This window comes from Micromonospora coerulea, from assembly GCF_016598485.1.
GTDB classification, from domain to species: domain Bacteria; phylum Actinomycetota; class Actinomycetes; order Mycobacteriales; family Micromonosporaceae; genus Micromonospora; species Micromonospora coerulea.
On record NZ_JAEMUW010000021.1, the window covers coordinates 86,072 to 106,235 of the forward strand.

At 72.4% G+C, this 20,164-nt stretch carries 21 protein-coding genes; 4 read left to right on the plus strand and 17 right to left on the minus strand.

The window, feature by feature from the left end; genetic code table 11:
- From I8N68_RS24615 to I8N68_RS24625, 3 genes are all read right to left on the minus strand, one after another.
- Positions 1 to 2,061, minus strand: coding sequence for a bifunctional polysaccharide deacetylase/glycosyltransferase family 2 protein (locus tag I8N68_RS24615; RefSeq protein ID WP_307812958.1), 2,061 nt, complete (start codon positions 2,059 to 2,061; stop codon positions 1 to 3).
- A gap of 113 nt (positions 2,062 to 2,174) precedes the next feature.
- On the minus strand, positions 2,175 to 2,591 hold the full coding sequence (locus tag I8N68_RS24620; protein WP_200214683.1) for a hypothetical protein: 417 nt from the start codon (positions 2,589 to 2,591) through the stop codon (positions 2,175 to 2,177).
- A gap of 142 nt (positions 2,592 to 2,733) precedes the next feature.
- Positions 2,734 to 3,678: a hypothetical protein gene (locus tag I8N68_RS24625; RefSeq protein WP_200214684.1), complete on the minus strand. Its 945-nt coding sequence runs from the start codon at positions 3,676 to 3,678 to the stop codon at positions 2,734 to 2,736.
- A gap of 260 nt (positions 3,679 to 3,938) precedes the next feature.
- On the opposite strand from I8N68_RS24625, the gene I8N68_RS24630 reads away from it, so the two are divergent.
- Both I8N68_RS24630 and I8N68_RS24635 read left to right on the plus strand, forming a co-directional pair.
- Positions 3,939 to 4,484: a hypothetical protein gene (locus I8N68_RS24630; protein WP_200214685.1), complete on the plus strand. Its 546-nt coding sequence runs from the start codon at positions 3,939 to 3,941 to the stop codon at positions 4,482 to 4,484.
- A gap of 31 nt (positions 4,485 to 4,515) precedes the next feature.
- Positions 4,516 to 4,932, plus strand: coding sequence for a YchJ family protein (locus I8N68_RS24635; protein ID WP_200214686.1), 417 nt, complete (start codon positions 4,516 to 4,518; stop codon positions 4,930 to 4,932).
- Between the two features lie 36 nt (positions 4,933 to 4,968).
- Here I8N68_RS24635 and I8N68_RS24640 read toward each other — a convergent pair whose 3' ends face one another.
- The 8 genes from I8N68_RS24640 to I8N68_RS24675 all read right to left on the minus strand — a co-directional run bounded on the left by I8N68_RS24640 (position 4,969) and on the right by I8N68_RS24675 (position 12,567).
- Positions 4,969 to 5,514 carry a gluconokinase gene (locus I8N68_RS24640; RefSeq protein WP_200214687.1) on the minus strand — a complete coding sequence of 182 codons (546 nt, stop codon included), beginning with the start codon at positions 5,512 to 5,514 and terminating at the stop codon, positions 4,969 to 4,971.
- Positions 5,504 to 6,733, minus strand: coding sequence for a D-mannonate dehydratase ManD (gene manD, locus I8N68_RS24645; protein ID WP_200214688.1), 1,230 nt, complete (start codon positions 6,731 to 6,733; stop codon positions 5,504 to 5,506). Before manD ends, I8N68_RS24640 begins: the two co-directional genes overlap by 11 nt.
- Positions 6,734 to 6,757: 24 nt before the next feature.
- Entirely contained in the window at positions 6,758 to 7,711 is a 954-nt protein-coding gene (locus tag I8N68_RS24650) for a sugar kinase (protein ID WP_200214689.1), read from the minus strand.
- Complete coding sequence (locus tag I8N68_RS24655; protein WP_234040510.1) at positions 7,708 to 8,331, minus strand: bifunctional 4-hydroxy-2-oxoglutarate aldolase/2-dehydro-3-deoxy-phosphogluconate aldolase; 624 nt, start codon at positions 8,329 to 8,331, stop codon at positions 7,708 to 7,710. The genes I8N68_RS24650 and I8N68_RS24655 overlap by 4 nt, the downstream gene beginning before the upstream one ends.
- Before the next feature lie 2 nt (positions 8,332 to 8,333).
- The gene (gene dgoD / locus I8N68_RS24660) at positions 8,334 to 9,482 is read right to left on the minus strand and encodes a galactonate dehydratase (protein WP_200214693.1); all 1,149 of its coding nucleotides are present in this window, start codon (positions 9,480 to 9,482) and stop codon (positions 8,334 to 8,336) included.
- A 7-nt stretch (positions 9,483 to 9,489) separates the two neighbouring features.
- A complete protein-coding gene (locus I8N68_RS24665; RefSeq protein ID WP_200214695.1) occupies positions 9,490 to 10,305 on the minus strand; it encodes a carbohydrate ABC transporter permease in 816 nt (271 codons plus the stop codon).
- Entirely contained in the window at positions 10,302 to 11,249 is a 948-nt protein-coding gene (locus I8N68_RS24670; protein WP_200214697.1) for a carbohydrate ABC transporter permease, read from the minus strand. Before I8N68_RS24670 ends, I8N68_RS24665 begins: the two co-directional genes overlap by 4 nt.
- A 76-nt stretch (positions 11,250 to 11,325) precedes the next feature.
- Positions 11,326 to 12,567 carry an ABC transporter substrate-binding protein gene (locus I8N68_RS24675; RefSeq protein WP_234040511.1) on the minus strand — a complete coding sequence of 414 codons (1,242 nt, stop codon included), beginning with the start codon at positions 12,565 to 12,567 and terminating at the stop codon, positions 11,326 to 11,328.
- A gap of 184 nt (positions 12,568 to 12,751) precedes the next feature.
- Here I8N68_RS24675 and I8N68_RS24680 point away from each other — a divergent pair, with 184 nt between their 5' ends.
- Positions 12,752 to 13,510 (plus strand): FadR/GntR family transcriptional regulator, encoded by a 759-nt coding sequence (locus I8N68_RS24680; RefSeq protein WP_307812959.1) that lies wholly within the window; start codon positions 12,752 to 12,754, stop codon positions 13,508 to 13,510.
- Positions 13,511 to 13,583: 73 nt separating this feature from the next.
- Positions 13,584 to 14,549 carry a non-homologous end-joining DNA ligase gene (gene ligD / locus I8N68_RS24685; RefSeq protein WP_372433836.1) on the plus strand — a complete coding sequence of 322 codons (966 nt, stop codon included), beginning with the start codon at positions 13,584 to 13,586 and terminating at the stop codon, positions 14,547 to 14,549.
- Between the two features lie 6 nt (positions 14,550 to 14,555).
- Here ligD and I8N68_RS24690 read toward each other — a convergent pair whose 3' ends face one another.
- The 6 genes from I8N68_RS24690 to I8N68_RS24715 form a co-directional block, all read right to left on the minus strand.
- Positions 14,556 to 14,963, minus strand: a complete 408-nt coding sequence (locus tag I8N68_RS24690; RefSeq protein ID WP_307812960.1) for a DUF2267 domain-containing protein — start codon at positions 14,961 to 14,963, stop codon at positions 14,556 to 14,558.
- A gap of 69 nt (positions 14,964 to 15,032) precedes the next feature.
- The gene (locus I8N68_RS24695) at positions 15,033 to 16,904 is read right to left on the minus strand and encodes a transketolase (protein ID WP_234040535.1); all 1,872 of its coding nucleotides are present in this window, start codon (positions 16,902 to 16,904) and stop codon (positions 15,033 to 15,035) included.
- A 143-nt stretch (positions 16,905 to 17,047) separates the two neighbouring features.
- Positions 17,048 to 18,310, minus strand: coding sequence for an MFS transporter (locus tag I8N68_RS24700; protein ID WP_200214705.1), 1,263 nt, complete (start codon positions 18,308 to 18,310; stop codon positions 17,048 to 17,050).
- 251 nt (positions 18,311 to 18,561) lie between these two features.
- Positions 18,562 to 19,527 carry a mechanosensitive ion channel family protein gene (locus I8N68_RS24705; RefSeq protein ID WP_200214707.1) on the minus strand — a complete coding sequence of 322 codons (966 nt, stop codon included), beginning with the start codon at positions 19,525 to 19,527 and terminating at the stop codon, positions 18,562 to 18,564.
- 81 nt (positions 19,528 to 19,608) lie between these two features.
- Positions 19,609 to 19,827 carry a hypothetical protein gene (locus I8N68_RS24710; RefSeq protein WP_200214728.1) on the minus strand — a complete coding sequence of 73 codons (219 nt, stop codon included), beginning with the start codon at positions 19,825 to 19,827 and terminating at the stop codon, positions 19,609 to 19,611.
- On the minus strand, positions 19,728 to 20,153 hold the full coding sequence (locus I8N68_RS24715) for a zinc ribbon domain-containing protein (protein ID WP_234040536.1): 426 nt from the start codon (positions 20,151 to 20,153) through the stop codon (positions 19,728 to 19,730). The genes I8N68_RS24710 and I8N68_RS24715 overlap by 100 nt, the downstream gene beginning before the upstream one ends.
- Positions 20,154 to 20,164 lie beyond the last annotated feature (11 nt).

The following is a 20,164-nucleotide window of genomic DNA, read 5'->3' on the forward strand; positions in this document are numbered from 1 at the left end:
TCACCCGGCCGTCGGCTGGGCCGCCACCTCCCCGGTACGGCGCAGCTTCTGCCATTTCAGCGCGCCCCCGCTCAGCGCGGTGACCACCGAGTGCACCAGCACCAGGTACATCACCTGCCGGTAGACGAACTGCTGCAACGGCAGCGCCCAGAGCGGGCGCAGCGGTTCCCGGTCGAGGCGGAACGCGAGGATCGCGGTGATCACCTGGATGGCCAGCACGGCGAGCCAGGCGAGCACCGTCTCGTACCGGTCGAGGAAGAACAGCCCGTACACGGCGAAGATGTCCACCACCGGGGCCAGCAGCGGCAGCAGCACCGAGAACAGGGCGATGAACGGCAGGCCACGCCGGCCGAAGCGACCGGACGGGCCGCGTTCGATCAACGCCCGCCGGTGCCGCCACAGCGCCTGCATGGTGCCGTAGCTCCACCGGTACCGCTGCCGCCACAGCTGCGGCAGGGTGCTCGGCGCCTCGGTGCGGGCCACCGCGGTCTCCTCGTACACCACCCGCCAGCCGGCGCGGTGGATGCCCATGGTGAGGTCGGTGTCCTCGGCGAGGGTCGCCCGGCTCAGCCCGCCGGCGGCCAGCACGGCCTCCCGGCGGAACGCGCCGAGCGCGCCGGGGATGGTGGGCATGCAGTGCAGCGTGTCGTAGAGGCGCCGGTCGAGGCTGAACCCGATGACGTACTCGATGTGCTGCCACCGGCCGATCAGCCGGCGCCGGTTGCCGACCTTGACGTTGCCGGCCACCGCGCCGACCCGCGGGTCGCCGAAGGGCTGCACCAGGCGGTGCAGCGCGTCCGGTTCCACCACGGTGTCGGCGTCCACCATGACCAGCAGGTCGTGCCGGGCCAGTGCCACGCCGGCGTTGAGCGCGGCGGCCTTGCCGCCGCCGGGCACCTGGACCACCCGCACGTTGGGCAGCCCGAGCCTTTCCACCTCCTGCGCCGTGCCGTCGTCCGACTCGTCGTCGACGACCAGCACCTCGATGCCGGGATGGCTGCCGGAGGCCAGCGAGTGCACCGCCGCGGCGATCGTGGTGCGCTCGTTGTACGCCGGCACGATCACCGTCACCGGCTCGGTGATCCGGTCGCCCCAGGACCAGGTGGGCGCGCGCCGGCGGTGGGCGTGCCGCACGGCGTAGCCGAAGAGCAGCAGGGTACGGGCCAGGGTGAGCAGGCCGACCACGATCAGCAGCAGCCAGAACCCGCGGGTCGTCGCGTCGGCGATCCGCACCGCCCAGACCAGCAGGCCGCCCTGGATCCGGTCGCCGGTGCCGGCGGGGGTGGCGGCGGGCCAGCCGAGCCCCTGCGAGACGGTGGTGAAGCGGTAGCCCCGGGCCTGCATCTCGGGGATGAAGCGGTCCAGCGCGGCGACGGTCTGGGCGCGGTCGCCGCCGCTGTCGTGCAGCAGGACGATGGCGCCCCGGTCCCCCTCCGGGGTGGCGTTGCGGACGATGGCGTCCGGGCCCGGCCGCGCCCAGTCCTGGCTGTCGGTGTCCTCGAAGACGGAGACGTACCCGAGTCGCCCGGAGTCGCGGACGACCGCCCAGTCCGCGTCATCGACCGCGTCGACGGCGCTGGAGTACGGCAGCCGGGCCAGTGGCGCGCGGACCCCGGCCGTGTATCCGATGACCGCCTCCGTCTGCGAGTACTCCAGCCGGCGCCGCCACGTCGGCAGGTTGGTCAGCTCGGGGTGGGTGAAGGTGTGGATGCCCAGCTCGTGGCCCTCCCGGACCATCCGCCGGGTGATGTCCGGGTGCCGGCTGACCTGGGAGCCGAGGACGAAGAAGGTGGCCGGCGCGTGGTGCCGGCTGAGCACGTCCAGCACCTTCGGTGTCCACACCGGGTCGGGGCCGTCATCGAAGGTGAGCGCGATCGTCCGGGCGGGCATCCGCCGCGCGTCGAGCGTGCCGCCGCGCAGGTCGACGACGGTGCCGCCGTCGCGTACCGGCGCCGGCACGGAGTCGCTGCTCCGGGTTCCGGTCCGCTGGTGGTCGGGGGCGAAGCGCGAGTTGGCGTACGCGCCGACGGCGAGCACGTTGACCAGGATGAACGTGATCACCGCGGCGAACACCCACCGGCCTCGGGCGCTCGGGCGCCGCCGAGTGGACTCCCGTGGCGAGGGCGTGAGGTCGCCGGTGCCGCCGATCCGTTCCCCGCCGCGCCAGAGCGCCATCAGGCGGGCACCGGCAGTCCGAGCACCTCCGCGCCCTGGCTGACCCAGAGCGCCACGATCAGGAGCAGGGCCAGCAGCACCAGCGCGGAGGCGACCCGGCGCAACGTCCGGGCCCGCCGGCCGGAGTGGTCCACGAAGATCTCGGCGGTGGCATCCGGAGCCTGCAACGTCTCGGTGGCGCCGTCGGCCCCGCTCCCGTCGCCCGGCGGCTCGGCGGGCAACGTCGACAGTGGCGGCCGCGGCGACGCGCCGCCCCGCGGCAGGGCGGTGGGGACCGCCGCCACGCCGACGTCCGGGCCGGCGGCGGCGCTGGGCGGGGTCGCCGTCCCGCGGGCGACGGGTGCACCGCCCGTCCGCGATCGCCCCCGCCCGGGTTGGCCGGGCATGGGCACTCTGGCGACGTGGCGCTTCTTCATGTCTCCAGGCTATGCACGATTCCTGGTTCCCACATGATCAACTAAGCGGCGGCTCAACTCACCCGCGCGGCGCGACCCCACCGACCGGAATGGATCATCCTTCGTGCACCGTGGCACCCCGATGATCCGGCCAATGAGGCCCTCACGGCCGGTTCAGCAGATCGGCGCGTTCCGCCTCGAGGGCCGACAACCGGGCACCCACCCCGGCGGCCCGCTCCCGCAGTAGGCGGTGCACGGGCGCGAGCTCGTTGAGCGACCGGTCGACGTCCCCGCGGGCATTCTCGACCCGCCGCAGCACCGCGAAGTCGGTGACGATGTTGTCCAGCCAGATGTCGGTGAACCGGGTCAGCTCCCCGATGCCCAGCGACGGCGCGTACGGCCCGGCGTCGGTCACGTCGGCCAGTTCCGTCCACAGCGTCGCGAGGTTGGCGTCCACGCGAGCCGCGGCCTGGGCAGCCTGGTCGAGGATCTCGTGCTTGATGACGCTGCTGATCAGGCCGCCGCCCAGCGTGTCGTAGGTCGACCAACCCGACGCCCGGTCGAGCAGTCCCCGCAGCTGGTTCAGCGCTCCCTCGGCGTTGTTCGCCGCGCGGACCGCCTCGGTCAGCTCGCGGTGCTCCCCGGCGAGCCGCCCCCGCGCGTCGGCCAGCTCCAGCAGGCGTGACCCGCGTGGATCGGCGGAATCGGCGAGCGCCCGTTCCCGCTCGTCGAGCAGCGCCTCGTACTCCCGGGGCGCCGAGGCGAGCCGGCGCTGCCGGGCCTTCGCGGCGGCGACCTCCTCCTGCAGCGCGGTGAGCAGCCGCTCGGCCTCGGCCAGGCGGAGGCGGGCGGCGAGGGCCTCGGCGCGCTCCCGGGCCAGCGCGTCGCCGCGCGCGCCACGAAACGAGGCGACCACCCGGCTCAGGGTGAGTCCCTCCAGCCGGTCGACGTCGGCCTGTTCGGCGTCGAGCCGCTGTCGCAGGACGTCGACGTGCGCCCGCATCGCGCGGATCCGCCCCGCCAGGTCGCGCAGCCGGTGCCCGGTGAGTTCATGCTCACGCAGGGCCTGCGCGGCCGCGGTGAGGCGTTGCTCCATGTCGTTCCCCATGCCGCCATTGCACAACCGGCCGGCAAGGCCCGGCCTGCTGGTCCCGCTGAGCCGCCCGACCGGCGGCCGGGCACGGGGACCAGAGCCGCCGCAGACGCGGTCGCGGCCCCTGCTCAGACCCGTCGGCACGGGCTGCCGCGCGGGAGTTTGGCTGCCGGGGGCGCGGGAAGACACCTGCCCGCCGAGCGTGCCGGTCGGCGGGCCGCCGTCCGCCGGCGCTCGCTCCGGCGGCACGGACGACGCGCACCCGAGGAGGAGCGATGGCCCAGGCGGCCACCAGGCCCAGCAGCGCCCGGAAAGCCACCGGCGCGCGGAAGGCTCCGATGCCGAACAAGGCCGCGGCGAAGAAGGTCGCGACCGCCACGAAGCGGGCCACCGGGGCCAGCCTGGCGAAGGCGCCAGGCGAGAAACCCACCCCGACGACGGCCCGGGTCGCCCGGAAGAAGGCCGTCTCGGCCACCGCGACGCCCACCCGTAAGGCAACCGCCAAGGCCACCGCCGCCAAGAGGGCGCCGGCCACGAAGGCCGCGGCGAAGAAGGCGCCCGCCACCAAGGCCGCGGCCAAGAAGGCGCCCGCCAAGAAGGCCACGGCGAAGGCGCCGGCCAAGAAGGCGGGCGCCAAGAAGGCCACGGCGCAGGCACCGGGGAAGCAGGCGAGGGCCAAGAAGGCAGCGGCGGCCGTCCGGGCCCGCACCATCGCCGAGACCCGTACCCCGGCCAAGAAGGCAACCACCATGGAGTCGTTCGGCAGGCGGACCACGGCCCGCCGACCCAACCGCGGGCCGGTTGGCCGGGCTGGTCGCTGAACGGGCCGAACCTTTCGGCGAGAATGACGGAATGGCGAAACGCGGTGCCCGCCGGAGCGCGGCCGACGAAACCCTGCCCTGCCCGTGCGGGTCCGGCCTGCCGTACGCGGACTGCTGCCGCCCGGTGCACCGGGGCGAGGCTCCGGCGGCGACCGCCGAGGCGCTGATGCGCTCGCGGTTCAGCGCCTTCGCCGTCGGCGACGCCGACTACCTGCTGCGCAGCTGGCACTCCTCGACCCGGCCGGCCCGGCTGCATCTGGACCCGAGCCTGCGGTGGACGCGTCTGGAGATCCTCGGGACCGACCGGGGTGGCCTCTTCGACTCCGAGGGGACCGTCGAGTTCCGCGCCCACTACCGCGAGGCGGGCCGGCCGGGGACGCTGGCCGAGCGCAGCCGCTTCGTCCGGGAGGACGCTCGCTGGGTCTACCTGGACGCCCTGCCCGAGTGAGCGCCGGGCCCGGACCGACGCCCGGGCCCGGTCGCCCTACCGGCTACCGGCAGCGGCTCCGGCGGGCAGTCCGAGACGGTCGACCGCAGCGGTGACCAGCTCCTCCGGCGGCAGCGTGATCTCCAGGACGACGCCGGACTCGTCCGGACCCAGGTGTTCCAAGATCGCTCGCTGGGAGTCGAGCAGGCTGGCCGGCATGTAGTGCCCGGCGCGGCGGCTCATCCGGTCCCGGATGAGCTCCGCCGCCCCGGCCAGGTGGACGAACTCCACGTCCGGCGGGCCCTCCCGCAACACGTCCCGGTAGGACCGCTTCAACGCCGAGCAGGCCAGCACCGTGGACACCCCCTCGGCGTGCCGGGCGGCCATCCACGCGGCGAGGTCGCGCAGCCACGGCCAACGGGCGTCGTCGTCCAGCGGTACGCCGGACCGCATCCGCGCCACGTTGGCCGCGGAGTGGAACTCGTCCGCCTCGGCGAACCGGAGCCCGGTCAGCTCGCTGATCCCCCGCGCCACCGTCGTCTTGCCCGCCCCGGACACCCCCATCACCACGACGTGCCGGGTGAGCGGTCGGTCACCAGTCATGGACGGTGCCGTCCTTGAGCCGGTTGAACGGCAGGTACGCCGGCTGGTACGGGAACCGGGCGGCGGCCTCCTCGTCGAGTTCCACGCCGAGACCGGGCCGCTCCCCCGGGTGCAGGTAGCCGTCGGTGAAGCTGAACGACTGCCGGAACACCTCGTTGGTCAGCGCGCCGTGCTGCATGTACTCCTGGATGCCGAAGTTGTGGATGGCCAGGTCGAGGTGGAGCGCGGCGGCCATGCCGACCGGCGAGATGTCGGTCGGGCCGTGGATGCCGGACTTGATCTGGTACTGCGCGGCGAAGTCGAGCAGCTTGCGCATGGCCGTGATGCCACCGGTGTGGGTGACTGCGGACCGGACGTAGTCGATGAGCTGTTCCCGGATCAGCGTCTGGTAGTCCCAGACCGTGTTGAAGACCTCGCCGATGGCCAGCGGGGTGGTGGTGTGCTGGCGGACCAGGCGCAGCGCCTCCTGGTTCTCCGCCGGGGTGCAGTCCTCCAGCCAGAACAGGTCGTACGGCTCCAGGGCCTTGCCGAGCTTCGCGGCCTGGATGGGAGTCATCCGGTGGTGCCCGTCGTGCAGCAGCGGCAGCTCGGGGCCGAACTCGTTGCGGACCGCCTCGAAGACGCCGGGCAGGTGGCGCATGTACGAGCGGGTGTCCCAGTCCTCCTCGGCGGGCAACGGCGTGCGCTGGGCCGGCTCGTAGTCGTACCGCTTGCCGTCGACCCCGGGCTGGGCGGCGACGCCGTAGACGGCGTTGATGCCGGGCACCGACGTCTGCACCCGGATCGACCGGTAGCCCAGGTCGAGGTGCAGGCGGATCGAGTCGAACAGCTCCGGCAGGTCCCGCCCGGAGGCGTGCCCGTACGCCATGATCCCGGTCCGGGACGCGCCGCCGAGCAGCTGGTAGAGCGGCATCCCGGCGGCCTTGGCCTTGATGTCCCAGAGGGCGACGTCCACGGCCGCGATGGCGGCCATGGTGACCGGTCCGCGCCGCCAGTACGCCGAGCGGTAGAGGAACTGCCAGGTGTCCTCGATGCGGTGCGGGTCCCGGCCGATCAGCAGGGGGACGACGTGGTCGGTCAGGTAGGAGGCGACGGCCAGCTCCCGTCCGTTGAGGGTGCCGTCACCCAGTCCGGTCAGCCCCTCGTCGGTGGTGATCTTCAGGGTGACGAAGTTGCGGTCGGGGCTGGAGACGATGACGTCCGCCGCGATGATCTTCACGCAGGTGCCTTTCTCGGGTGATGCTCAGCGAAGGGTGCTGCCGGGCTGCAGGTCGTCCAGGAGGGACAGTTCGTCGCGGCGCGGCAGGGCCTCCCAGTCGCCGTGACCGGCGACGGCGAAGGCGCCGAGGGTTACCGCGCGGCGCAGCCGCCCGGCCAGGTCGAGGCCGTCGAGGTGCCCGGAGAGGTAGCCGGCGGTGAAGGCGTCACCGGCGCCGACGGTGTCCACCGCGGTGACCGGCAACGCCGCCGTGCGCCGGACCCCGTCGCCGGTGTACGCCCGGGCGCCCTCGCCGCCGAGCTTCACCAGCACGGTCGTCACGCCCCGCGCCAGCAGCCCGGCCACCACGGTCTCCTCCGCCGCGCCGGGTTCGCCGACGAGGTCCAGCTCGTCGGTGGAGGCGACGACGACCGAGGCGTACCCGGCGAGGGGGGTGAGCACCGCGCGGGCGTCGTCGCGGCTCCACAGCTTCGCCCGGTGGTTGACGTCGAGACAGACCAGTGCCCCGGCCCGGGACGCCGTCTCGGCCGCCCACCGGGTGGCCGCGCGGGCGCTGTCGGACAGCGCCGGGGTGATGCCGGTCAGGTGCAGCACGCGGGTCCCGGCGGCCAGGGCCGGGCGCAGGTCCTCGACGTCCAGGGCGGACCCGGCCGAGCCGGCCCGGTGGTAGCGCACCCGGGTCAGGTCGGCGGTACGGCGTTCCAGGAACATCAGCCCGGCCGACCGCTCCGGGTCCCGGGTGACGTGGTCGACACCCACGCCCTCGGCGCGCAGTTGGCGCAGCACGTACCCGCCCAGCTCGTCGTCGCTGACCCGGCCGGCCCAGGCCGCCCGGTGGCCGAGCCGGGCCAGCCCGATCGCCACGTTGGACTCGGCCCCGGCGAGGTGCATGGTGAGGGCGCCACCTGCCGCGAGGGGCCCGGCCGACCGCAGCGACACCAGCGCCTCGCCGAAGGTGAGCAGGTCGACGGCGGTCATGACGTCGCGGCGACGTAGGCCCGGGCCCGCTCCCGCAGCGGGCCGAGGTCGCCGCCGGAGGCGGCGTCGCCGACCAGCGGACCCCCGACGCCGACGGCGATCGCGCCGGCGGCGAGGTAGCCGGGCAGCTCGGCGAGACCCACCCCGCCGACCGCGACGAACGGGATGTCCGGGAACGGGTCGCGCAGCGCCTTGAGGTACGCGGGCCCGCCCACCGACGCCGGGAAGAGCTTGACGACGGAGGCGCCGGCCCGGACGGCGGCGTACGCCTCGGTCGGGGTGAGCGCTCCGGCGGTGACCGGCAGGCCACGGCGGACCGCCTCGGGGATGGAGTCGACGACGGCCGGGGTGACCACGAACTGCGCACCGGCCGCGGCCACGTCGGCGACGGCCGCCGGGGTGAGCACCGTTCCCGCACCGACCAGCGAGCCGGCCGGGGCGGTCGCCCGGATCGCCGCGATCGCGTCGAGCGCACCCGGCGTGGTCAGCGCCACCTCCACCACCCGTACGCCCGCGGCCAGCAGGGCGGTGCCGGTGGCGATGGCGGCGGCGGTGTCGGTGCCGCGGATGACCGCCAGCAGGCGGGTGGCGGCGAGTTCGGCGGTGAGGTTGAGGGTCATGGTCACCATTCCGCGTAGGAGCCGTCGAGGTGTCGGAACATCGGGCTGCGCCAGGCGTGACCGCGCTTGTCCGCCGACCGCACCGCCTGCTCGTCGATCTCGATGCCCAGGCCGGGCGCGGTGAGCCGCTCGACGTACCCGTCGACGAAGGTCAGCGGGGTCTTGTCGAGGCAGTAGTCGAGCACCTCGGCGCCGAGGTTGTAGTGGATGCCGATGCTCTGTTCCTGGATCAGGTAGTTCGGCGTGGCGAAGCCGAGCTGCAGGCAGGCCGCCAGAGCGATGGGCCCGAGCGGGCAGTGCGGGGCGAGCTGCACGTCGTACACCTCGGCGAGCGCGGCGATCTTGCGTACCTCGGTGATGCCGCCGGCGTGCGAGAGGTCCGGCTGGGCGACCGCGATGCCGGCCTGGAAGACGGGCAGGAACTCCTGCCGGCTGTAGAGCCGCTCCCCCGTGGACACCGGCGTGGTGGTCGACCGGACGAAGTCGCCGATCAGGTGGGAGTTCTCCGGGACGACCGGCTCCTCCAGGAACAGCGGCCGGTACGGCTCCAGCAGCGGCGCCACCCGGCGGGCGTTGGCCAGGGTGAACCGGCCGTGGAAGTCGACGGCGACGTCCCGGTCGTCGCCGAGCACCTCGCGGGCGGCGGCCACCCGGGCGACCACCCCGTCGAGCTCGGCCACCGAGGCGATCGGGCTCATCCGGCCGGAGGCGTTCATCTTGACTGCGGTCAGTCCCGCCTCGACCTGGGCGGCGATGTGGTCGCGGACCTCGCTCGGCTCGTCCCCGCCGACCCAGCCGTACACCCGGATCCGGTCCCGGACCGGGCCGCCGAGCAGCTGGTGCACGGGGGCTCCGAAGTGCTTGCCGGCGATGTCCCAGAGCGCCTGGTCGAGGCCGGAGACGGCGCTGGCCAGGATCGGGCCGCCCCGGTAGAACGAGCCCTTCGTCATGACCTGCCAGTGGTCCTCGATCCGCAGCGCGTCCCGGCCGATCAGCAGCTCGCCGAGCTGCTCGACGGCGGTCCGGACGGTCTCGGAGCGTCCCTCGCAGGTGGCCTCGCCCCAGCCGACGATCCCGGCGGAGGTCTCCACGCGGACGAAGAGCCAGCGGGGTGCGACGAGGAAGGTCTCGATGCGCGCGATTGTCGTCATGGTCTGTTCAGCCCTTCGTCGCGCCGGCGGTGAGGCCGGAGACCACGTACTTCTGCACGAACAGGGCGATCAGCATGATCGGCAGGGTCACCACGGTGGCGGCGGCCATCAGCCCACCCCAGTCGATGCTGGCATAGCCGACGAAGTCGAAGATCGCCACGGGCAGGGTCTTGGTGTCGGCGCCGGAGAGCACCAGGGCGAACATGAAGTTGTTCCAGGAGAAGATGAACGACAGGATGCCGGCGGTGGCGATGCCGGGCACCGACAGCGGCAGGGTGATCCGCCGGAACGCGCCGATGTGGGTCAGCCCGTCGACCAGCGCCGCCTCCTCCAGCTCCTCCGGCAGGCCGTCGAAGTAGCCCATCATGATGTAGACGACCAGCGGCAGCGAGACGAACATGTGGCTGAGGATCAGCACGCCGAAGCCGCCGACCATCTTCAGGTTGGAGAAGACGTAGTACCAGGGCACCAGCAGCGAGACGCCGGGGATGACCCGGGCCATCAGCACCACCAGCGCGGACTTGCGCATGTTGAACCGGCTCATCGAGTACGCCGCCGGCACGCCCAGGAGCAGCGACGCCACCGTCGCGGCGAAGGCCACCCACAGGCTGTTGCCGATGAACTGGACGTAGTTCGCCTGCTTGAGCACGGTGACGTAGTTGTCCGTGGTGGGTGAGAAGACCAGCGCCTTGCCGGTGTCGTAGATGTCGACGTTGGTCTTGAACGACGCGGCGACCATCCAGAGCAGCGGCGCGAGCAGCGACAGCACCACGACGGCGAGCGCCACCACCCGGAACACCCGGTACGTGGGACGGGGCTTCATCGGTGCGCCTCCTTGCGGCGGGCGGTCAGCGCCCACATCGACCCGATGATGATCAGGAAGAAGATGATGAGGACGGTCGAGGAGACGCCGTACTCGTTGTAGTCGAAGCTGAGGCCGTAGGCGTACACGTTGAGCGTCTCCACCTCGTGGAAGGAACCGCCGCCGCGACCCTTGGTGGCGTAGAGGATGTCGAAGGTCTTCAGCGCGTCGATGCCGCGCAGCAGGATCGCCACGATCACTGTGGGCATCAGCAGCGGCAGGGTGACGTGCCGGAAGCGCTGCCAGGTGCTGGCACCGTCGATCCGGGCCGCCTCCTGCGGCTCCTCGGAGAGCGAGGTGAGCCCGGCGAGCAGGATCAGCACCACCATCGGCGTCCACTGCCAGACGTCGATGAAGATGGTGGTGGGCAGCGCGGAGTGCTGGCCGGCGAGCCACGGCTGCGGTCCGATGCCGACCCAGCCGAGCACCTGGTTGGCCAGGCCGATGTTGGGGTCGAAGATGAGCCGCCACATCATGCCGACGGCGACCGGGGTGGCGACCAGCGGCATCAGAATGGCCACCCGGACCCACTTCTGCCCCTTGAACGGGCGCCACAGCAGCAGGGCCACCGCCATGCCGAGCACGACCTCGAAGAGCAGCGCGACGACGGTGAACGTGGCGGTCCGCCCGACGGCGGGCCAGAACCGCTCGGTGTCCGACAGCACGTCGAGGTAGTTGCGGAAGCCGACGAACTCGCTCTCGGCGCGGACGGAGCCCTCGGCGTCGGTGAGGCTGAGGTAGCCGGTCCAGGCCAGCGGGAAGACGATCAGCGCGGCGACGAAGATCATCGCCGGCGCGGCGAAGAGCCACTTGCGGTGCTCGTTGGCCCAGCGCGCCCAGCCGGGCGTGTCGGGCGTTTCCGAGGCGCCGCCGGTCGCTCGGGCGGGGGTGGTGACTGTTGCCATGGGATCTCCGGGAGTGGGCGGGCCGACGGGGTGACGCGGGTGGTGGGGCCGACCGGCCCCACCACCCGCGCGCGGCTTACTTGGCCTCGTCGTCCAGGAACTTCTGGAACGCGGTGTTCGCCGCGTCGGCTGCGGCCGCGGCATCCTTGCCGGCGATCGCGTCGACGATCGGCTGACCGACGATCTCGCGGGCCTCGGCGACCTTCACGACCAGCGGCCGGTCGTGGCCCACGCCGTCCTTGGTGCTGGCGGCGATGGCCTCGACCAGGTCCTTCGGGTAGGTCGCGGTGCCCTCCGGGTTGGCCCAGACGGAGGTACGGGCACTCGGCACGCCGGACTTCTGCTGGGCGAGCGTCTGCTGCTTGCCGGTGGCCCACTCGATGAACTTCCAGGCGTTGCCCTTGTTCTCCGAGCTGTCGTTGACGCCCAGCGCCCAGGACGGGACGTTGTACGGCTTCGAGCCGGCCGGGCCGGCCGGGAACGGCGCGAAGCCGACGGTGTCGGCCACCTTGGACTTGGCCGGGTCGGTGGCGTTCTTGTAGAGCGAGTCGGCCTCGGTGTAGAAGGCGGCCTTGCCCTGGGTGAAGATGGCCATCGCCTCGGGCCAGCTCATGTCGGTGCTGACATTGGCCGGGCCGTGCTCCTTGATCAGCCCGCCGTAGTAGGCGTACGCCTGCTTGGCGGCGTCGCTGCTGACGGTGGCCTTGCCGCTGTCGTCGACGAAGTCACCGCCGAAGCTGTACAGGAAACTGGAGAACTGGGTGACGGCCGGCGACTTGCCGGTCCGGGCGACGAAGCCCGCGACGCCCGGCTGGGCGGCCTGGATCTTGGCGGCGGCGGCCTTGAGCTCGTCGAGGGTCTTCGGCGGGGCGCTCAGGCCGGCCTTGGCGAGCAGGTCTTTGCGGTAGTAGAGGACCTCCTGCTCGGTGATGATCGGGACGCCGACCGGCTTGCCCTGGTACGAGGTGGCCTCCACCGGTCCGGCCTGGAAGTCGGCGAAGTCCCAGTCCTTGTTGGACTTCACCTGCTCCGACAGGTCGGCGAGGTACTTGTTCTTGGCGAACAGCTTCCCCTCCTGGAGGGGGCGGTACATCATCACGTCGATGTCGGACGAGCCGGCGTTCAGCTTGACGTTGTACTGGTCGGAGAGCTGGTCCTCGCCGAGCTGGGTGATCTCGACCTTGAGTCCGGTCTGCTTCTCGAACTCGGGCAGGGCCTGCTTGATGTCCTCCGTCCAGACGTGGTTCGCCAGGGTCACCCGGACCGTCTTGGACGCTGCGCTGTCGTCGCCACCGCCGCCGCAGGCGGACAGGCCCATGGCGGCAACCACAGCCAGAGAAGTACCGAATATCGATCGACGCCGCACGTCCATCTCCTTCTGTCGTGGCCGCCGCCCGGGGGGAGGAGCGCCACTTCGTTGTAACGTCCGCTTAACGACGGGATGCTAGGCGCAAAAAGCCGACTTATTCAAGAGGTGATCTCTAACTGATATGCTCCGAAGCGTGGATCAGTCCTCTCCAGGGGTCGCACCCGCCCAGCACGCCCCTGCCGAGGCCGGGCTGCACGCCCGCGTTCTCGACCACCTCGGCACCGCCATCTGCGGCGGCGAGGTGGCCGCCGGCTCCGTCCTCAACATCGACGACCTGGTCGAGCGGTACGCGGTCTCCCGCTCGGTGATCCGCGAGGTTCTGCGGGTGCTCGCGTCCATGGGATTCGTCGAGACCCGGCGTCGGGTCGGGGTCATGATCCGACCGGCCGAGGCGTGGAACGTCTTCGATCCGCAGGTGATCCGCTGGCGCCTCGCCTCCGCCGGCCGGATGGGGCAGCTCCGCTCGATCACCGAGCTGCGGACCGCGGTCGAGCCGCACGCCGCCTGGCTGGCCGCCGGCCGGGTCGGCCACGACGAGGCGAGCGAGCTGGTCGGGCTCGCGGCCAAGATGTGGGCCGCCGGGAAGGCCGGTGATGAGGAGCGCTTCCTCAGCCTGGACATCGAGTTCCACCGGCGGGTGCTGGTCGCCTCCGGCAACGAGATGTTCGCGAAGCTGCAGGAACTCGTCGCCGAGGTGCTCACCGGCCGGCATCACTACCACCTGATGCCGCACTACCCCCACGAGCAGGCCCTGCAACTGCACGCCGACGTCGCCCAGGCCATCCAGCGGCGCGACGGCGAGCGGGCCCGGGAGGCCATGGTGCGGATCATGGAGCAGGCGTTCGACGAGATGAAGTCCATGTGGGAGCAGACCGGCGAACCCGTCCGGTGAGCGAGTCGCCCGGGACCGAACGGAATGACCGGAAACCTGCTCCTCCGCGTGCGGGATTGGCCATGCTCGAGGCGTGAGTGCCAGGATGCCGGGTCTCGTGCCGCCGATGCTGGCGTCCAGCGGCGCGCTGCCCAGCGGACCCGGCTGGGCGTACGAGTTCAAGTGGGACGGCGTGCGCGCGGTCGCCTACGTGGGCGACGGGCTGCGGCTGCTCAGCCGCAACGACCGCGACGTCACCCGGGCCTATCCGGAGCTGGACGAGCTCACGCGACTGCTCGCCGGGCGGCGAGCGGTACTCGACGGCGAGATCGTGGCGCTCGACGCGAAGGGCCGGCCCAGCTTCTCGGCGCTGCAACACCGGATGCACGTTCGCGCGCCGAGCGCCGCGCTGGTCGCCGCCACTCCCGTCCGGCTGTACCTGTTCGACCTGCTGCACCTCGACGGGCGGGACTTGACCTCCCTGCCGTACGCCGAGCGCCGCACGGCGCTGCAGGAGCTGCAGCTCAGCGGGCAGAGCATCGACACGCCGCCGCACTGGACCGGCGACGCCGGCCGGGACCTGGCCGGCGCGGCGGCGGACCTCGGCCTCGAAGGGGTCGTGGCCAAGCAGCTCCGCTCGCCGTACGAGCCGGGCCGGCGCTCGCCGGCGTGGGTCAAGGTGCCGCTCAACGACACCATCGAGGTCATCGTGGGCGGCTACCAGCCCGGCGCCGGCCGGCGCGCCGGCACCATCGGCTCCCTGCTGCTCGGCATGTACGACGCCCACGACCGGCTGACCTACATCGGACACGTCGGCACGGGCTTCACCCAGACCGTCCTGCGCGACCTGCAGCAACGCCTGCAGCCGCTGAGCCGGCCCGACTCACCGTTCGACTCCCCGGTGCCGCGCGAACACGCCCGCCACGCCGTCTGGGTCCAGCCGGTCCTGGTCGGCGACGTCGCCTTCCGCTCCTGGACCCCCGACCGCCGGCTGCGCCACCCCTCCTGGAAGGGGCTGCGCAGCGACCGCGAGCCCGCCGAGGTCCGGCTGCGGGCGTGACCCCGCCTAGGTGCCGACCTGGCGGGGTTCGAGCCGGGTCGCCGCCGGCCCCGTCAGCTGCCAGAACTCCTTCGGCAACTGGGCAATGGAGTCCTCGTACTCCTTCGCTCTGACCGCGTCGCGCAGCGTGTCCAGCACGGCGCGCACACCGTCGGTCGCCGCCTGGAACTCCACCGCGGCGCGTTGCTGCACCCGCTCGAAGAACTCGGGAAGCTCGAACGGTTCGGCGTTCTCGTCGGGCTTGCGTAGGTCTCCCCGCAGCTCCTCCGGGAGCTGGGCGGCGAGATCCCGTGCCTGGCCGCCACTGAGCCGCTCGGCCAACGTCGCGAGCGTGGCACGGGTGATCGGCTCGGCCAGCGTCGGTGACATCTTCGGTCGCGTCGCCACCGATTGGATGAACTCCGCGTACTCCACCTGAGGCCCCCTCTCGCCGCGGATGCTGCGTCTACCCGCGCACCCGCCGGTGAAACGGCAGCCGCCGCGTCAGCGGCTCGAGGCCAGCGCGGCGCGCGCCGCCGCGACGATGGCGCTCACCCCGATCCCCGCCTGGTCCATCAGCTCGGTCGACGTTCCGGAGGTGGGTAGGTCGCGTACCGCGAGGTGTGCCACCCGCACCGGCTCGGCCAGGTCGGCCAGCGACTCGAGGACGGCGGATCCGAGCCCGCCCTCCGGGTGGTGGTCCTCGACCACCACCAGCCGGCCGCCGGTGCCCCGGACGGCGTCCAGCAACCGCTGTCGGTCCACCGGCTTGACCGAGTAGAGGTCGATGACCCGGGCGTTGATCCCCTCGCCGGCCAGCTGGTCGGCGGCGGCGAGGCAGTTGTGCACCGTCACCCCGGCACCGATCAGCGCCACCTGGTCGTCGTCGCCACCCCGGAGCAGCTTGCTGCCGCCGACGGGGAAGGCGTCGCCGTTGTCGTAGAGCACCGGGTACTTGCCTCGGGTGGTGCGTAGGTAGTTGACGCCCTTGCGGTCGACCATCCCAGCGACGAGTGCGGCGCAGGACACGGCGTCGCTGGGATAGAGGACGGTGGACCCCTGTACCGCCCGCATGGCCGCGAGGTCCTCCAGCCCCATCTGCGAGGGACCGTCCGCCCCGATCTCCACGCCCGCGTGTGACCCGGACAGGGCGATGTCGGCCCGGGAGACGCCGGCCATCCGGATGAAGTCGTAGGCTCGGGAGAGGAAGGCCGCGAACGTCGAGGCGAAGGGCCGGTACCCGCGCACCTGCAGCCCGACCGCGGCGGCGACCATCTGCTGCTCCGAGATGAACATCTCGAAGAACCGATCGGGGTACGCCTCGCCGAACTTGTCGGCGCGGGTGGAGTCGCTGACCTCGCCGTCCAGGGCCACCACGTCCGGCCGCGAGCCCAGCGCCCGCAGCGCGTCTCCGTACGCGTTCCGGGTGGCCACCTTCGTTCCCTTGTCGTACCGGGGCAGCTCGGGCGGCTGCCCGGTGACAGTAGGGGCGGGCGGGGCGGGCTCGGGCCGCGGCGCCGTGACCCGGATCTGGCGGACCCCACCCAGGGCCTGCACGGCGCGCTCGGCCAGCTCCGGTTCCAGTGGCTTGCCGTGCCAGCCCGGCTTGTTCTCGACCTCGGGCACGCCCTTGCCCTTGACCGTCCGGGCGAGCACCACGGTCGGACCGGTCGCCTGCCGGGCCCGGCCCAGCGCCTCGTCGATCGCGGCCAGGTCGTGGCCGTCGATGACGAGCGCCTGGCAGCCGAACGCCTCGACCCGCCGCCGGTAGGTGTCCATGTCCCATTCCAGCTCGGTCGGGCCCCGCTGCCCGAACCGGTTCACGTCGACGATCGCGGTGAGGTTGTGCAGGCCGTAGTGGCTGGCCTTGTCCAGCGCCTCCCAGATGGAGCCCTCGGCCATCTCGCTGTCGCCGCACAGCGCCCACACGTGGAACGGCAGGTGGTCGAGGTGCCGGCCAGCGAGCGCGATGCCGACGCCGGCGGGCAGTCCCTGACCGAGCGAGCCGGTGGCGACGTCGACCCAGGGCAGGACCGGTGTGGGGTGTCCCTGCAGGGGCGACCCGAACTGCCGGTAGGTTTCCACCAACTCCTCGTCGCTGATCACGCCGGCGGCCTTGAAGACCGCGTAGAGCAGCGGCGAGGCGTGCCCCTTGGAGAAGATCAGGTGGTCGTTGGCGCGGCCGTGCGGGTCCGCCCAGTCGTAGCGCAGGTGCCGGGAGATGAGCACCGCGAGCAGGTCGGCGGCGGACAGGCTGGAGGTGGGGTGCCCGGACCCGGCCCTGGTGCTGCACCGGATCGAATCCACTCGTAGCTGGGCGGCGAGCTCGCCCAGTCGGGTGAGCTCCTCCGCAGGCAGGGTGCGCTCTGCTTCCATCGTCACCGGCGTCGCCTCCCGCGATCGGCCCTTCTCGGCCAGCCCGTCGCCGTCGGGCCGGTCGGCCCCACGGCGAGTCCGCGCCTGCTGACCGCCTCGGGACCTACCGTAGTCAGGAAAGCCGGGCATCATCCGGTAACCACCTATTTGCCAGGCGGACGCTCGGTCCAGGTCGGGGAGCTGACCAGCCAGCAGGCCACCGCCAGGTACGGCAGCGCGGCCAGCGCGAACGCGACACCGTTGCCGGCCGCGCCGGCGAGGAGACCGTAACCGCCGTAGAACGCGATGATGGTCAGGTCCGTCGCCATCCCGGCCACCGATGTCACCGTCGCCCGGGCCGTCCCGGTGATCCGGGCCTGCAGCCGCACGTCGGCGAGCACGGTGGCGAGCTGGAACGCGGCGAACGCCACCGCGAGCAGCAGGAAGCCCACCGGGCGGCCGACCAGGGCACCGGCCGCCAGTGTCGCCGCGGCGAGCACCAGCAGGCCCGCGTAGCCGCGATTGGTCAGCCGCTCCCCCACCGGGGCCAGCAGCCCGCCCACGGTCATCCCGGCCCAGAGGAGCAGGAGCAGCAGCGGCACGGCGGCCTCGGCGACGCCGGTCTCCCGGGCCAGCAGCGAGGTGTACTCGTCGAGGCCGCCCCAGACCGCGGTCACCGCGGGGACGAGCAGCACGGCCGCGCGTACGGCGTGGCCGGCCCGGGCCTCGGCCAGGCCGGCGCGCAGGCTGTCCCGCCACCCGGGTTCGTCCGCCCCTTCCGCCGACAGGTCGTCCGGCGGTCGCAGGGAGTCCGGTGCCGAGGTGGGGACCGCCGGCTGCCGTGCGGGGCGGTGTTCGGGGAACCGCGCCGCGACGGCCGCGGCGAGCAGGCAGGCGAGCACGCTGGCCAGGCCGACCGCCGGGTAGCCGCCGGCGGCGAAGACCGGCACGGCCACCGCTGCGGAGGCCGCCGCGGCGAGCACCTCGGTGGTCCGCGCCCGACCGGTCAGGCGGGCGTACCGGTCGGTGGCGGCGAGCCGGTCGAGCTCGGTGAAGACCAGCGCCTCCAGCGCCCCGGAGCGCAGCGCCCCGCCCGCGCCCCAGAGCACGAAGCCGACGGCGAACGCCGGGTAGGAGGGGGCGAGCAGCCAGAGGGCGAAGCCGGCGGCGGGCAGCAGGGGCGCCAGGACGAGCAGCAGTCGCCGGGAGACCGCGTCGGCCCACGCCCCGGAGGGCACCTCCACGACGATGCTGGTGGCCGACCAGATGACGAACAGCGAGGAGATCTGCCCGACCGACAGGCCGGTGTCGGCGAACAGCAGCACGTAGAACGGATAGAGCAGGACGAATTCGGTGAGGAACGCGTAGCCGTAGAGCGTGGCCGCCAGGCGGCGGGTCGCCGGTACGCGCGCAGCAGCGATGGTCATGAGGCCTTCCCACGGGGACGGAACGGACACCGGACGTACGGCGTCCGCGGCGGCCCGCGGCATCGGCCTTCAGGGTCGGATCAACATCGCCAGGTCATGCGCGCCATCGTAGCGTCCGCGCGGCCCTCGGGACCGTCCCGTTTCGGGCTGCGGGACATCCAGCCCACGGACTCCTTGATCGGCGGAGAAGTCCCCCGGGAACGTGAATCGGGGTGGGACCTGGCGGCCCCACCCCGATCGGACGCTGATCGTCAGCGGCGGAACTTCTCGGCGTCGGCCTGCGGAATGACCATCGTGGACTCGTTGTCCACCGCCTGCTCGGCGGTGGGCTGCCGGGGCGTCGTCGGCTGCGTGCGCTCGGCGTCGCCGTACGGCGGGACCGGCTGGGTGGGCTCCGCCGCGCCGTACGGGGCGACGAGCTGGGTGCGGTCGGCGTCGGCCTCCCGGGGGACCGGCTGGGTCAGCTCGGCCTCCGCGTACGGGCTGGCCGGCTCGCTCAGCCGGGCCTCGACGTCGCGCCGGCCCGCCTGGTAGGCGCGGGCGTGGGTGGCGATCGTCCGCGACTCCTCCTCGGCACGGGTCAGCCAGTTCTCCCAGCGGCTCTGCATCGGGCGGACCAGACCACCGCCCACTCCCACGACCAGGATGCCGCCGACGGTGGCGAGCACCGCGACCAGCACCGGGGTGGTCACCGCGGTCGCCACGCCGATCTGGTTCAGCGCGGCGATGATCCCCAGACCCAGGATGAACACCGAGGCGATGGTGGCCAGGATCCGCCCGTAGGACAGGCCACCGAGGGCGCTGGAGATGATGTCCTTGACCGCCTTGGCGATCGCCGCGGCCACCACCACGATGACGATCGCCACGAACGCCCGCGGCAGCCACGCGACGACCCCGGCGATCAGGTCGGAGATCGGGTTCGGGCCCCAGATGCCGAAGGCGAGCTGGAGGGTCACCAGCAGCACGGCGTAGTAGGCGAGCTTCGCGACGATGTCGCTGGCGTCGTACTTCGAGCGGGCCAGCGCGGTCTTGATGCCGCCGCGCTCCACCGCCCGGTCGAAGTGCACCCGTTCCAGCACCTTGTCCACGATCTTCAGCACGGCCTTGGCGATCAGCCAGCCGACCACCAGGATCGCGATGAACGCGACCGCCTTGGGTAGGAAGAGCATCACCGAACGGAACGCGTCGCCCACCGCGTTCCCGAAGTTGTCTTTCATCGAAGGGCCTCCACGCAGTGGCTCGGGTCTGTCGGGTCTGTCGGCTCCGACCTACCCGAACCGGCTCCGCGGGAAACGCGGTCAGCCCCGCTGGCAGCGGTAGCTGACCTCGGTGCCGGCCTGCACGGGCGACGGCTCGATGAGGTTGACGGTGGCCGTCTCCCGCGTCGCGCCGACGCCGCTGAACGTCCACTTGAGGGTCAGCAGGACGCTCCGCTGGCCCCGGCCGACCCGCTCGCTGAGCAGGCTCCCCGGTGCCGCGTCGGAGCGGAACCACTGTTGACGTTCTCTCCGCTCCAAAGGGCGGAGATTCCCGCCGCGCCACGCATGAAATCGCCTGTGGCGTTCGGGTGGATTCCTGCTTCTCGGCACGGTGCCGGCACGAGTGCCGGTCTTACCTGCGCTCCACAGGCGTTTGGGTTGTCCCAGCGTCCCTGGGCCAACACGTTGATCGCTGCGTTGACGTCCCTGTCATGGGCAGCTCCGCAGGTACAGGTCCACGACCGGACGTTCAGCGGCTTCGGGCCGTCGATGCGGCCGCACGCCGAACACATCTGCGACGTGGGCGCGAACCGGTTGACCTTGCCGAAGGCGCGCCCGGACCGGGCTGCCTTGTACTCCAGCATCTGCACGAACT

Bases quoted from the DNA above. Each gene is read 5' to 3' on its own strand.
- I8N68_RS24675 (WP_234040511.1), bottom strand. From the start codon at position 12,567: ATGGGCCTGTCCGCCTGCGGCGGCGGTGGCGACGACAGCGCAGCGTCC.
- I8N68_RS24630 (WP_200214685.1), top strand. From the start codon at position 3,939: ATGGCCCAGGCGGCCACCAGGCCCAGCAGCGCCCGGAAAGCCACCGGC.
- I8N68_RS24705 (WP_200214707.1), bottom strand. From the start codon at position 19,527: ATGAAAGACAACTTCGGGAACGCGGTGGGCGACGCGTTCCGTTCGGTG.
- I8N68_RS24655 (WP_234040510.1), bottom strand. From the start codon at position 8,331: ATGACCCTCAACCTCACCGCCGAACTCGCCGCCACCCGCCTGCTGGCG.
- dgoD (WP_200214693.1), bottom strand. From the start codon at position 9,482: ATGACGACAATCGCGCGCATCGAGACCTTCCTCGTCGCACCCCGCTGG.
- I8N68_RS24700 (WP_200214705.1), bottom strand. From the start codon at position 18,310: ATGACCATCGCTGCTGCGCGCGTACCGGCGACCCGCCGCCTGGCGGCC.
- I8N68_RS24625 (WP_200214684.1), bottom strand. From the start codon at position 3,678: ATGGGGAACGACATGGAGCAACGCCTCACCGCGGCCGCGCAGGCCCTG.
- I8N68_RS24670 (WP_200214697.1), bottom strand. From the start codon at position 11,249: ATGGCAACAGTCACCACCCCCGCCCGAGCGACCGGCGGCGCCTCGGAA.
- I8N68_RS24620 (WP_200214683.1), bottom strand. From the start codon at position 2,591: ATGAAGAAGCGCCACGTCGCCAGAGTGCCCATGCCCGGCCAACCCGGG.
- I8N68_RS24665 (WP_200214695.1), bottom strand. From the start codon at position 10,305: ATGAAGCCCCGTCCCACGTACCGGGTGTTCCGGGTGGTGGCGCTCGCC.
- I8N68_RS24635 (WP_200214686.1), top strand. From the start codon at position 4,516: ATGGCGAAACGCGGTGCCCGCCGGAGCGCGGCCGACGAAACCCTGCCC.
- I8N68_RS24695 (WP_234040535.1), bottom strand. From the start codon at position 16,904: ATGGAAGCAGAGCGCACCCTGCCTGCGGAGGAGCTCACCCGACTGGGC.
- I8N68_RS24650 (WP_200214689.1), bottom strand. From the start codon at position 7,711: ATGACCGCCGTCGACCTGCTCACCTTCGGCGAGGCGCTGGTGTCGCTG.
- I8N68_RS24715 (WP_234040536.1), bottom strand. From the start codon at position 20,153: ATGCTGGAGTACAAGGCAGCCCGGTCCGGGCGCGCCTTCGGCAAGGTC.
- I8N68_RS24640 (WP_200214687.1), bottom strand. From the start codon at position 5,514: ATGACTGGTGACCGACCGCTCACCCGGCACGTCGTGGTGATGGGGGTG.